Genomic DNA, 11,928 nt, shown 5'->3' with positions numbered 1-11,928 from the left:
TATTAGTTGCCAGGAATTGGCAGGAGCCCTGGAAAGTACTACCAGGCGAGGGACTGTGCCCTGCGGCGGATCTCCGTCTTGCGGCCTTCACGCAGTGCGTCAATCGGGCGGCCCCGGAGTGATTCATCCGGGGTGAAAAGCCACGTGACCAGCTCTTCATCGGAGTAGCCGGCATCCGACAGCACGACGATGGTTCCCTTGAGGCTCTCGACCGGATGGCCGTCCTGCATAAAGTCGGCGGGCACCGACCTGATCCTACGGTCGCCAACCCTGAGGGCCACGAGCGCCTTTTCGTCCAGCAATCCATGGACCTTAGTGATGGAAACGTTCATCAGTTCTGCAACGTCGGGCAGCGGCAGCCATTCGCCTACAAGGCTTTCTACATTACTCACGGAACAAGATTGCCACGGCGGGCGCTATTGCGCCTAGTCAACGCAAGCGGCGGCCTGAACCCGCAAACCGACACTCCGAAAAAAGGCATATGGACAATGCCCGACATTTCTTGTGCTAATCGACAATTCGTGAGAGATTCACATAGATCACATTTGCACCAGCACTAACTTTAGTAACACTAGTATCATTCGTAACACCGGCCTGACCGACAGCATTCGCCGCTGAGAAGAGGATCACTCCCATGACGACGCCCCGATCGCCAAAGCAGCACCCCAGGCCGAGCCTGCCTGTGATTGCGGCAACCACGGCCGCCCTCCCGGCAGTCGTCCTGTCGTCGCTGGCCATGGCCCAGCCTGCAGCGGCTGAATCCCGCCCCCGGACCGTGCCTGCCACGCTTGCTGCGGCAATGCAGGCCCAGGAAGCGGCGCAGAAATCCGGCGTCATCCCGGCCGCCTCGGTGTCTACGACCATTCCCGGCTCCCTGCGACCCGCCCGGCCGGCGGCGCCCGCCGAGTACACCATTGCGCGCGGCGACACCATCAGCAGCATTGCCGGCCGCTTCGGACTGGATACTTACGCGGTCCTTAAGCTGAACAACCTGCAGCCGAACACCATCATCTATCCGGGACAGAAGATCAAGCTGACCGGTTCGGCCCCTACCGCCTCTGCTCCCGCGGCCAAGCCGGCTGCCCCGGCGCCTGCAACGGCCAGCACCGGCGGCAGCGTCTACACCGTCAAGTCCGGTGATACCCTGGGCGCCATCGCTGCACGGCACGGAGTCAAGCTGTCGGAGGTGTTGAGCTGGAACGGCCTCAACATGAGCTCCATCATCTACCCGGGACAGAAGATCAAGATCGGCGGCGGACAGTCCGCCGCTCCTGCCCCGGCGGCAACGCCCGCTCCGGCGCCGGCTGCGGCCCCCGCCGCCAGTTCCGGCTCCTACACGGTCAAGTCCGGCGACACACTGTCCGCCATTGCCGCTAAGCACGGCGTCAAGCTCTCGGACATCCTTTCCGCTAACAAGCTGACGATGTCCAGCATGATCTACCCCGGCAACAAGCTGGTCATCCCCGGAGCCTCGATCCAACCGGCCGCCAGTGTCACTCCCCTGGTGCCGAGTTCGTTCCTCGGGTTCACCTACCCCGCCGCTGTGGTCTCGTCCGCCAACCAGAACAAGGCCCTACTCAACGCCGCACCCGTACCCAGCCGGGAACAGATGAAGTCGATTGTCGCGGACACCGCCCGGCGGATGGGCGTGGATCCCTCGCTCGCGTTGGCTTTCGCGTACCAGGAGTCCGGTTTCGACCAGCGCGCGGTCTCACCCGCCAACGCGATTGGCACCATGCAGGTCATCCCGACGTCGGGTGAGTGGGCTTCGGACCTCGTCGGCCGCAAGCTGAACCTGCTCGATCCGTATGACAACGCAACAGCGGGCGTGGCCATCATCCGCCAGCTGACCCGCACGAGCAAGGACCTGGACCACGCCATCGCCGGCTACTACCAAGGCCAGTACTCAGTCAGCAAGTACGGCATGTACGAGGACACCAAGACCTACGTCGCCGCCATCAAGGCACACCAGAAGAACTTCAGCTAATTCCGTCACGGCACGCGCAAACAGGCGTGCCGGCGGGTAACGATACGGGTCCGGATTGCATGTCGATTCGGGCCCGTTTCCGTGTAGCACTTAGGATCGTAGGGTGCAGGAAAAAGTGTCGGACCCCCTTGTTGGAACGCTGGTGGACAACCGCTACCGGGTCCAGTCCAGACTGGCGCGCGGCGGAATGTCCACCGTTTACCTGGCAACGGACCAGCGGCTCGAGCGCGACGTTGCGCTCAAGGTCCTTCATCCGCACCTCGTTAACGACGGCAACTTCCTGGACAGGCTGGGCCGGGAAGCAAAGGCGGCCGCCAAGCTGTCCCACCCCCATGTCGTAGGCGTCCTGGACCAGGGCTCCGACGGGCCCACCGCCTATCTGGTGATGGAATACATCAAGGGCCACACCCTCCGGGACGTAATCAAAGAGAAGGGCGCGCTGTCTCCGCGCCTTGCCCTGGCGCTGATCGACCCCGTGGTGGAAGGGCTGGGGGCGGCCCATACAGCCGGCCTGATCCATCGGGACATCAAACCGGAAAACGTCCTGATCGCCGATGACGGGCGCATCAAGGTGGGTGACTTCGGACTGGCCCGGGCGGTGACCACCTCTACGAGCACCGGAGCCCTGATCGGCACGGTGGCCTACCTTTCACCGGAGCTGGTACTCGGCAGGACCGCGGATGCCCGCAGCGACATCTACTCGGTGGGCATCATGCTGTACGAAATGATCACCGGCAAGCAGCCGTTCGACGGCGAAGTCCCCATCCAGGTGGCCTATCAGCATGTGAATTCCTCGGTGGAAGCCCCCTCGGCGGACGTGCCGGGGCTGGCCACCGAAGTGGACGAGCTGGTGCAGTGGTGCACGGCAAGGGACCCCGAGCAGCGCCCGGTGGACGGCAATGCCCTCCTGTCGGAGCTAAGGCACATCCGGACCAACCTCACCGACGCGGAACTTGATCTCCAGCCCCCGGCGGCGATCGCCGCCGTCGCCCACTCTCCGGCAGGGCTGCGCACGCCTTCGCACCCGCCCGCAACCGCCCCTGCCGGGCTCCGGCCCCCTGCGCACCAGGACCAAACGGAGATCCTGTCCGCCGGACAGCATCCGACAGAAATCATCTCCCGCCAGAGCAATCCCACCACGGTGCTCTCGGCTTCACCGCGGGGCCCGGGACAGTTCGGTGCCCTGGCGGCCCCGGCTGAACCGGAAGCCGCCTTCGGCGATGACGAAGATGAGGATCCGGACACCGCGGCTCCCCTGAGCAAACGGGCGCAGCGCAAACACGACCGGGACACGGCGAAGGCGCAGTCGAAGGCAGCGTCAACACCGGTCCGGTCTCTCCGCGAAGGCAACCCCCGCCGTCGCGGCCTTCTCTGGATCATCATCCTGGTGATCGCGGCATTGCTGGCAACGGGGGCAGGCTGGTTCTTCGGCATGGGGCCCGGCTCCCCCGGAACGATTCCCCGCGTCACCAACAAGACAGTGGCCGAAGCCCAGCAACTGCTGGGCACCGCCGGGTTCCAATCCACCACGAAGGACGTTTTCGACGACGACATCCGGGCCGGGCTGGTGGTGGGGACCGAACCTGAGGCGGGACGGGAGATCCGCAAATTCCAGCCGGTATCGCTGTTTGTTTCCAAGGGTCCCCAGCTGTTTCCGCTGCCCGCAATGAGCGGCAAGTCGCTGGACGAGGCAAAGAACGAGCTCAACGGCGCCGAGATGGCACTCGGCACCGTCACGGAGACGTTCAGCGAAACAGAGCCCGCAGGCACCGTCCTGGCCCAGGACCCTGCCGCCGGCACCCCCGCCCGACGCGGTACGCCCGTCAGCCTGACCGTCTCCAAGGGACCCGAGCCCATACAGGTGCCTGACGTGCGCGGGCAGGAACAGGGTGCCGCGGTCAAGGCGCTTGAGGCAGCCGGGCTGAAGGCCGTCATCTCGCCGGAAACGGTCAATGACAAGAAGGTTCCCAAGGGCGCCGTGGTGGCCCAGGATCCGTCTTCCGGCACCCTGACCCGCGGCGAGTCCGTCACGCTCACGGTGTCCAAGGGCCCCAAGCTCGTGGCGGTCCCCAGCTACATCGGCAAGCAGGCCAACGATGCCCGAAAGGCGCTGGAGAAGCTAGGCTTCGAAGTCCGGGTCAACAACATCCTGGGCGGCTTCTTCGGAACAGTGCGGGACCAGGATCCTGTGAACACCCAGGTTCCCGAGGGTTCGGTCGTCACCCTCACGGTCGTCTAAGCCAAGACACGAAAAAGCTCCGCCCGGCTGGTCCAGCCGGGCGGAGCTTTTCTGTCAGCCAGTGCGGCGGGGTCAGCGCTTGGAAAGCGCCCCGGCGACGAGGAAGGCCATCTCCAGGGACTGCATGTGGTTCAGTCGCGGATCGCAGACCGATTCATAGCGGTCCAGGAAAGCCTCCTGGTCAATGGGGTCGGCGCCGCCAAGGCACTCCGCGACGTCGTCACCCGTCATTTCGACGTGCAGGCCGCCCGGAATGGTGCCCAGCGAATGGTGCACCTCGAAGAAGCCGCGCACTTCGTCAATGACGTCGTCGAAGTTACGGGTCTTGTAGCCGTTGGGCGAGGTGACCGTGTTCCCGTGCATGGGATCGGTGACCCAGAGGACCTGTGCGCCGGAAGCCGTGACCTTTTCGACGATGGCGGGGAGCTTCTCGCGGATGTTGCCCGCGCCCATCCGGGTGATGAAGGTGAGCCGGCCCGGTTCGCGGTTCGGATCCAGCTTGTCGATGAGCCGCAGGGCGTCGTCGCCGGACGTCGAGGGGCCCAGCTTGACGCCGATCGGGTTGCGGACGCGGGAGAGGAAATCGACGTGGGCGTTGTCCAGTTCACGGGTGCGTTCCCCGATCCAGAGGAAGTGCGCCGAGGTGTCGTACGGAAGTCCCGTGCGGGAGTCGATGCGGGTCAGCGCGCGTTCGTAGTCGAGCAGCAGCGCTTCGTGGCTGGCGTAGAACTCCACGCGCTTGAGTGCCTCGAAGTCCGCGCCGCAGGACGCCATGAACTTGATGGCACGGTCGATGTCCCGCGCCAGCGACTCGTAGCGGGCGTGGGCCGGGTTTTCGGTGAAGCCCTTGTTCCACTGGTGCACCAGGCGGAGGTCCGCGAAGCCGCCCTGGGTGAAGGCCCGGATGAGGTTCAGCGTGGAGGCGGACGTGTGGTAAGCCTTCAGCATCCGGCCGGCGTCGTGGGCGCGGGATTCCGGGGTGAAGTCATAGCCGTTGACGATGTCGCCGCGGTAGGCGGGGAGCGTCACGCCGTCGCGCGTTTCGTCGTTGGAAGAGCGCGGCTTCGCGAACTGTCCGGCCATACGGCCCATTTTGATGACGGGCATCGCCGCGCCGTAAGTGAGGACGACGGCCATCTGCAGGATGGTCTTGACCCGCGCGCTGATCTTGTCAGCTGTCGCTGCCTCGAATGTTTCCGCGCAGTCCCCGCCCTGGAGCAGGAAGGCCTTGCCTTGCGCAGCAGCGGCGAGCCTTTCACGGAGGATGTCCACTTCGCCGGCGAAGACAAGCGGCGGAAGGACGGAAAGTTCCTTCACGGACGCGTCAAAAACCTCTTTGTTTTGCCAGCTGGGCTGCTGGGAGACCGGCAGTTCCCGCCAGTTGTCCAGTCCCGGATAATTGGCGGCACCGCTCTGGGCAGTACTGGTCAGCAGGGAGGCAGGTTTTGCAGATAGCTCAGTCACACTACAAGACTAGTTCCCGGATCCGGGTTTCCGCACCGTAACCGTCATTCGTCCCAAACAAGCGTCACAGAACAAGCGTCACAGAACCGGCGTCACGCTTTCCCCGGCTCCGCGGGGCCGCTCCCGCCGCCTGAGCTGTCCGTGGGCTTTCCCGCCAACCGCAGTTTGACTACGGCCGCGTATTCGTCCACGTACTCCTGCCCGGACAGGCGCATTAGTTCGTACATGATTTCGTCCGTCACGGACCGCTGGATCAGGCGGTCTTCCTCCATGCCGTAATAGCGGCTGAAGTCCAGCGGCTCACCGAAGATCATGCCGATCCGCCGGATGTTCGGCATCCGCTTCCCGATGGGCTGGACCTTGTCCGTTCCGATCATGGCTACGGGAATGACCGGAACCCTGGCCTCCAGGGCGAGCTTCGCAACACCGACCTTTCCGCGGTAAAGCCGCGAGTCGGGGCTCCGGGTTCCTTCGGGGTAGATTCCCAACAGCGAGCCGTGCGTCAGGACATCCATGCCGGCGTTGAGCGAAGCGGCCGAGGCCGCTCCCCCGGAACGGTCCATGGGCAGCTGGTTCGTCAGCCGGAAGAAGAGGGCGGTCAGCCTGCCTTTGAGGCCCCTGCCAGTGAAGTACTCCGACTTCGCCAGGAAAATCACGGGGCGCGGAACCATCAGGGGCATGAAGATGGAGTCGGAGAACGACAGATGATTCGAGGCCAGGATGGCTGCGCCTTCGGCGGGAACGTTGTCGAGCCCCTTGACCCAGGGCCGGAACAGGAGCTTTAGCACCGGTCCCAGAACGAACGTCTTCATGAACCAATAAAACACGTGGTGTACCTCTCCGGAAGGCGTCTAACCGGCCCTTCGTCGGGTCCGGCCAGGACTTCAATGCAACCCTACTCTAGTGAGATTTGTACCGAAGAGTGACACGATGGGCATATGAGAGAAAGCAGCAAACCGTCGACGCCTGCCGCTTTCAGTTACCCCGGCCATGGCAGGAATGCCAGGATTGGCATTGCCATTTGCCACGGCTTTACCGGGAGTCCGCTCAGCGTCATGCCGTGGGCCCTGCACCTGGCCGAGCAGGGGTTTGCGGTCTCCGTCCCCCTCCTGCCCGGACATGGAACTGACTGGCGCGAGCTGGCCCGTTCCGGCTGGCGGGAATGGGCAGGAACGTTTGACGCCGCCTACGCTGAGCTCGCGGGCCGGACTGACGCCTGCTACGTCGCCGGACTCTCGATGGGCGGCGCCCTCGCCCTGCGGACGGCGTCCCGCCACCCGGTTGCCGGTGTGGCCGTGGTCAACCCGGGGCTCAGCTTCTACGACCGCAGGGTTCGGGTCATCGGCGTCCTGAAGTACTTCCAGCGCACCACCCTGCCGATTGTGGAGGCCAACCCCACCGCGGCCACGACTGAAGATGGCGACTATTCACAGACACCGCTGGCCGCCGTCCACCAGCTGAAGAAACTGTTCGCTGCCGCCCGCCGGGGACTGCCCCGGGTGACCGCGCCGGTCCTGGTCTTCAAATCAGACCACGACGACGTTGTGCCGCCGTCGTCCCTTGCGATGATCAGGCGACGGCTGGGGTCAGCCGACCTTGACGTCGTAACGCTGCCGAACAGTGGGCACGTCGCCACCCTGGACAACGATGCGCCGGTGATTTTCGAGAATTCGACCCGCTTTTTCCATGACCACGCGCCGAACCACGTATCCTCGGAGACATCATGAGCATCGCCGCCGACCACACCCCCTTTAGCAGCCCCTTTACTGGCGACGGCCCGTCAATCGGCGTCGCGGTTTCCCATGGTTTCACTGGCAGCCCGCACGGTGTGCGGGCCTGGGCCCAATCGCTGGCCGACGCCGGCTTCGCCGTGCGGATGCCGCTCCTGCCGGGGCACGGCACCAGCTGGCAGGAACTTGCGCGGACCCGCTGGCAGGATTGGCACGCGGCCTACGACGCCGCGTACCTGGAGCTTGAGGCCGAATGCGACCATGTGTTCACGGCCGGTCTGTCCATGGGAGGCGCCCTTGCCCTGAGGGTGGCCGCGCAGCGTCCTGTGGCGGGAACCGTCGTGGTCAATCCGGGCCTGGTGATCGACGATCCGCGGGCCCCGCTCGCCGGCATCCTGAAGCTGGTCATGAAAAGCACGCCCGCCATTGCGAACGACATCCTGAAGCCGGACATGGACGAGGGCGCCTACCCGCGGACACCCGTGGCGGCGGCCCATGAGCTCAACAAAATGTTCAAGGACACCCTGCGGCTGCTGCCGCTGATCACCGCACCCGTCCGGGTGTTTCGCTCCACGGTGGACCATGTGGTGTCCGACTCCAGCATCGCGGCGCTGCGCCGGGGCCTTAGAAACGCCCCGCTGGAGCTCAGCTCCTTGGAAAACAGCTACCACGTGGCCACCTTGGATAATGACGCCGAGGAGATTTTCCGCGGGACCGCGGACTTCATCCGCACAGTGGTTCCGGGAAACGTGGACGCTTCCCCCGCTAGCCCTGAAGGACATGGCTGATGACCAGATCCGACTCGAATTCCTCGGACCAGAGCGCGAACCAGGACGATGCCGTGTGGCTCGACCTCGTCTCCCGCCTCGAGGGCCGCGACTCTGAGGCTCCGGCGGCGGAGGGCAGCACTCCGTCCAAACGGCCGTTCCGCGACTTCGATCCGCTGGGGCTGTCCGGCGCCGCGCCGACTGAGCCCTCGGCGTCCGAACGCCTGGCCGCTGCCCGGCAACCGCTTCCTCAAGCAGACCACGCGGAGGCGGGCACCGGCCCACGGGACTACGAGGCGGACGACGATGACCCGTTCGTTCCCGAGGAACCGCCAAGCCTGGCTGGCACAGATCCCCTGACGATGCTGGCCTGGCTGGGTGCTGTGGGCGGCCCTGTCGCCTTGGTGCTCGCCGCCATGTTCTGGCGGTCGGCGCCGCTGATGGCCATTTTGGGCGTTGTCGCAGCATTCGTCCTGTCAGTGATCTACCTGATCATGCAGCTGCCGCAGGAAAAGGACGATCACGACGACGGCGCCCGCGTTTAGCGTCTAGCCGTGCATTCGGCTGCTGACCCGGGACAGGTCCGCTGCGCCAATCAGTCCCGCGTTGGGACCCAGCGCCGCCAGTGCGATCTCTGCTGCGGGCCGAAACCCCCGCCCGGTCAGGTTCCGGGCAAAAGCCTTGCGTGCAGGCGCCACCAGCAGTTCGCCGGCATCGCAGAGTCCTCCGCCGATCACGAACTTCCCGGGATCCAGCGCGGCCGCGAGGTTTGCGAGGCCAAGGCCCAGCCATTCCCCGACGTCTTCGAGCAGTTCCCGCGATGTTGGGTCCCCTGCCTTCGCCAATTCCGTCACGATGGCCCCGGTGATTTTATCCGCCTGCCCATCCACGGCTTTCAGGAGTTCCTGCGCCACGGGTGAATTGGCAGCAGCAAGCTCACGGGCTTCACGGCCCAGGGCGTTTCCGGACGCGTACTGCTCCCAGCAGCCGCGGTTTCCGCATTCGCACCGGTGTCCGCCGGGCATGATGATCTGGTGGCCGAACTCACCGGCGACACCAAACCGTCCGCGTTCCACCCTGCCGTCCATCACCATGGCACCGCCGATCCCGGTGCCGAGGGTGATGCAGACGAGCCTGTTTTGTCCCTGCCCCGCGCCGAAGCGCCACTCCGCCCACGCGGCAGCGTCGGCGTCGTTGGTCAGCAGGACCGGCCGGCGCAGCAGGCGCTGGAGGTTCTCCCGCAGCGGCTCGTTGCGCCAGGCGAGATGTGGGCTGAAGAGCACAGTTCCGCCGTCGAGGTCCATCCAGCCGGCCGCGCCGATGCCCACCGACCAGATGCGGTGGCCGCGGCCCAACTCCTCCACGAGTTCCACGATGACCTGTTCCACCGCCCGGGGGTCGTATCCGGGCGTCGATCGCCGGGCCTGGCTGAGGATCCTGCCGTCGGCATCCACCACGCCGGCGGCAACCTTCGTTCCCCCGATGTCCACACCGATCGCCAGCCCCTTGCGACCCAGCCGGAGGTGCTCGCGGAAGCCCTGGCTTGCAGACAGTACATCCTGTACGGCAGGCTTCCTGCGCCGCCAGGCGGCCGTCCGTCGAAAGGGTCTGGGCAGGTCGCCGGGCGAAGGTGTGTGCATGGTTCCCCATTCTATTGCCCGGCCCGTTTCCGGCGCCGCCGGGCATGCCGGAGTAGCGGAATTCCTGCACTTGACCGTAAAGTTACTCGCCAGTAGGTGAATCAGGACACACCTCCGCAACGGGCGTACTAGTGTTAGCAGTACCCCTTGCGGGTCTATGGATAACAAAGGAGCTATCGTGCGCGAATTCAGTGTTCCGCCCTTGGTAAACGTACCCCCGGAAACCAATATCACCGACCTGGTGCTGCGGCAAGCCGCCAAGGCCTCGAACCCGTCCCTGTATTCGCGGCTCGATGCCGCCGGGCAGTGGCAGGATATTTCTGCCACCGACTTCCTCGCCGACGTCCGCGTCCTGGCCAAGGGCCTCATGGCCAGCGGCGTCGCAGCAGGCGACCGCGTCGGCATCATGTCCCGCACGCGGTACGAGTGGGCACTGGTGGACTTCGCCATCTGGTTCGCCGGCGGCATCTCGGTCCCCATCTACGAGACGTCCTCACCCACCCAGGTGGCCTGGAACCTCGGCGACTCGGGCGCAGTCGCCGCCTTTGGCGAGGCAGCGCACCACGAAGACATCATCCGGCAGGCCGCCACGTCCGAAGGTCTCACGTCACTGGCCCACGTGTGGCAGCTTGAAGGCACAGGCCTGGAGGAGCTCCGGGCCGCCGGGACGGCCGTCAGCGACGAAGACCTGGAGACACGCCGGAGCCTCGCTTCCCTCTCTGACGTCGCCACGATCATCTACACCTCGGGCACCACCGGCCGCCCCAAGGGCTGCGAACTGACGCACGGCAACTTCGTGGAGCTTTCGGAGAACGCGCTGGCCACTTCCCTGAGCGGCATCGTCCATGAGGAAGCCAGGACCATCATGTTCCTGCCGCTGGCCCACGTGTTTGCCCGCTTCATCTCGGTCCTGGCCGTGGCGGCCGGTGTCACCGTGGCCCACACCCCGGATATCAAGCACCTCCTGCCGGACCTGCAGAGCTACAAGCCCACGTTCATCCTGGCCGTGCCGCGGGTGTTCGAAAAGGTCTACAACTCCGCACTGACGAAGGCCGAGGACGGCGGCAAGGGAGCGATTTTCCACAAGGCTGCCGACACCGCGATCGCCTACTCGCGTGCCCGTCAGGCCGGGTCTGTGGGCCTCGGCCTCAAGCTCCGGCACGCGCTCTTCGACAAGCTCGTCTACAGCAAGCTGCGCGCGGCCATGGGCGGCGAGGTGGCCCACGCCGTCTCCGGCGGCGGCCCGCTGGGCGAACGCCTGGGGCACTTCTTCCAGGGCATCGGCCTGCAGATCCTCGAAGGCTACGGCCTGACCGAAACCACGGCCCCGATCACGGTGAACACTCCCCAACTGATCAGGATCGGAACGGTGGGCGCTCCCCTGCCCGGCAACGCGGTGAAGATAGCCGACGACGGCGAGATCCTCGCCAAGGGCGTCTGCGTGATGCGCGGCTACTACAAACGTGACGACCTCGCGGCCGACACCTTCGTGGACGGCTGGTTCCGGACGGGCGACATCGGGCAAATGGACAGTGACGGATTCCTGACCATCACGGGCCGCAAGAAGGAAATCATCGTGACGGCCACCGGCAAGAACGTGGTGCCCGCCCTGCTGGAAGACCAGATCCGTGCCGATGCGCTCGTCTCCCAGGTCCTCGTTGTGGGAGACAACAGGCCGTTCATCGGCGCCCTGGTGACGCTGGACGAGGAAGCCCTGCCGGGGTGGCTGCAGCGCCACGGGCTGCCTGCCACCACCACGCTGGCGGAAGCGGCCGACCATCCGGTGGTCAAGGCAGCCGTCCAGGACCTGATCACACACGCCAACCAGTCGGTGTCCCAGGCCGAGGCCATCAAGTCGTTCCGCATCGTACCGTCCGACTTCACCGAGGCATCCGGCCATCTGACCCCGTCAATGAAGGTCAAGCGTGCCCAGGTGATGAAGGACTTCGAATCCGTCATCGCGGACATGTACGCTGCACCCCGCCCGGCCCGCACCGAGCCGTCCGGACAGCACTAGTCCGGTCGCAGGAACAAAAGCCGCAGGAACAACAAAGGAGGACCTCCCGACCGGGAGGTCCTCCTTTTGTCTACTGGTTTACTG

10 protein-coding genes are annotated in these 11,928 nt (G+C 65.3%); 6 read left to right on the top strand and 4 right to left on the bottom strand.

The window, feature by feature from the left end:
* Window positions 1-38 precede the first annotated feature (38 nt).
* Window positions 39-392, bottom strand: coding sequence for an Rv2175c family DNA-binding protein (locus J2S97_RS16175; protein ID WP_307050973.1), 354 nt, complete (start codon window positions 390-392; stop codon window positions 39-41).
* 242 nt (window positions 393-634) lie between these two features.
* Here J2S97_RS16175 and J2S97_RS16170 point away from each other — a divergent pair, with 242 nt between their 5' ends.
* Together J2S97_RS16170 and J2S97_RS16165 are read left to right on the top strand one after the other, a co-directional pair.
* Window positions 635-1,987, top strand: coding sequence for a lytic transglycosylase domain-containing protein (locus J2S97_RS16170; RefSeq protein ID WP_307050972.1), 1,353 nt, complete (start codon window positions 635-637; stop codon window positions 1,985-1,987).
* Between the two features lie 103 nt (window positions 1,988-2,090).
* A complete protein-coding gene (locus J2S97_RS16165; RefSeq protein WP_307050971.1) occupies window positions 2,091-4,226 on the top strand; it encodes a Stk1 family PASTA domain-containing Ser/Thr kinase in 2,136 nt (711 codons plus the stop codon).
* 72 nt (window positions 4,227-4,298) lie between these two features.
* On the opposite strand, the gene J2S97_RS16160 is transcribed toward J2S97_RS16165, so the two are convergent.
* Together J2S97_RS16160 and J2S97_RS16155 are read right to left on the bottom strand one after the other, a co-directional pair.
* Window positions 4,299-5,690, bottom strand: a complete 1,392-nt coding sequence (locus J2S97_RS16160) for a class II 3-deoxy-7-phosphoheptulonate synthase (protein WP_307050970.1) — start codon at window positions 5,688-5,690, stop codon at window positions 4,299-4,301.
* A gap of 92 nt (window positions 5,691-5,782) precedes the next feature.
* Window positions 5,783-6,517 carry a lysophospholipid acyltransferase family protein gene (locus J2S97_RS16155; protein ID WP_307050969.1) on the bottom strand — a complete coding sequence of 245 codons (735 nt, stop codon included), beginning with the start codon at window positions 6,515-6,517 and terminating at the stop codon, window positions 5,783-5,785.
* A gap of 111 nt (window positions 6,518-6,628) precedes the next feature.
* Here J2S97_RS16155 and J2S97_RS16150 point away from each other — a divergent pair, with 111 nt between their 5' ends.
* From J2S97_RS16150 to J2S97_RS16140, 3 genes are read left to right on the top strand one after another with little or no spacing between them, the layout of a single operon-like run.
* Complete coding sequence (locus J2S97_RS16150; protein ID WP_307050968.1) at window positions 6,629-7,417, top strand: alpha/beta hydrolase; 789 nt, start codon at window positions 6,629-6,631, stop codon at window positions 7,415-7,417.
* A complete protein-coding gene (locus tag J2S97_RS16145; RefSeq protein WP_307050967.1) occupies window positions 7,414-8,208 on the top strand; it encodes an alpha/beta hydrolase in 795 nt (264 codons plus the stop codon). Before J2S97_RS16150 ends, J2S97_RS16145 begins: the two co-directional genes overlap by 4 nt.
* The gene (locus J2S97_RS16140; protein ID WP_307050966.1) at window positions 8,208-8,732 is read left to right on the top strand and encodes a hypothetical protein; all 525 of its coding nucleotides are present in this window, start codon (window positions 8,208-8,210) and stop codon (window positions 8,730-8,732) included. Before J2S97_RS16145 ends, J2S97_RS16140 begins: the two co-directional genes overlap by 1 nt.
* Before the next feature lie 3 nt (window positions 8,733-8,735).
* On the opposite strand, the gene J2S97_RS16135 is transcribed toward J2S97_RS16140, so the two are convergent.
* Window positions 8,736-9,827 carry an ROK family glucokinase gene (locus tag J2S97_RS16135; protein WP_307050965.1) on the bottom strand — a complete coding sequence of 364 codons (1,092 nt, stop codon included), beginning with the start codon at window positions 9,825-9,827 and terminating at the stop codon, window positions 8,736-8,738.
* A gap of 178 nt (window positions 9,828-10,005) precedes the next feature.
* Here J2S97_RS16135 and J2S97_RS16130 point away from each other — a divergent pair, with 178 nt between their 5' ends.
* Window positions 10,006-11,844, top strand: coding sequence for an AMP-dependent synthetase/ligase (locus J2S97_RS16130; protein ID WP_307050964.1), 1,839 nt, complete (start codon window positions 10,006-10,008; stop codon window positions 11,842-11,844).
* Window positions 11,845-11,928 lie beyond the last annotated feature (84 nt).

This window comes from Arthrobacter oryzae (assembly GCF_030812315.1).
In the GTDB taxonomy this organism is placed as follows: Bacteria; Actinomycetota; Actinomycetes; order Actinomycetales; family Micrococcaceae; genus Arthrobacter; species Arthrobacter oryzae_B.
Note: the sequence above shows the minus strand (reverse complement) of the source record. Positions and strands in the feature narration are given on the sequence as shown.

Excerpts from the sequence above, each read along its gene's own strand:
- J2S97_RS16135 (WP_307050965.1), bottom strand. The coding sequence starts at position 9,827 with ATGCACACACCTTCGCCCGGCGACCTGCCCAGACCCTTTCGACGGACG.
- J2S97_RS16150 (WP_307050968.1), top strand. The coding sequence starts at position 6,629 with ATGAGAGAAAGCAGCAAACCGTCGACGCCTGCCGCTTTCAGTTACCCC.
- J2S97_RS16140 (WP_307050966.1), top strand. The coding sequence starts at position 8,208 with ATGACCAGATCCGACTCGAATTCCTCGGACCAGAGCGCGAACCAGGAC.
- J2S97_RS16145 (WP_307050967.1), top strand. The coding sequence starts at position 7,414 with ATGAGCATCGCCGCCGACCACACCCCCTTTAGCAGCCCCTTTACTGGC.
- J2S97_RS16170 (WP_307050972.1), top strand. The coding sequence starts at position 635 with ATGACGACGCCCCGATCGCCAAAGCAGCACCCCAGGCCGAGCCTGCCT.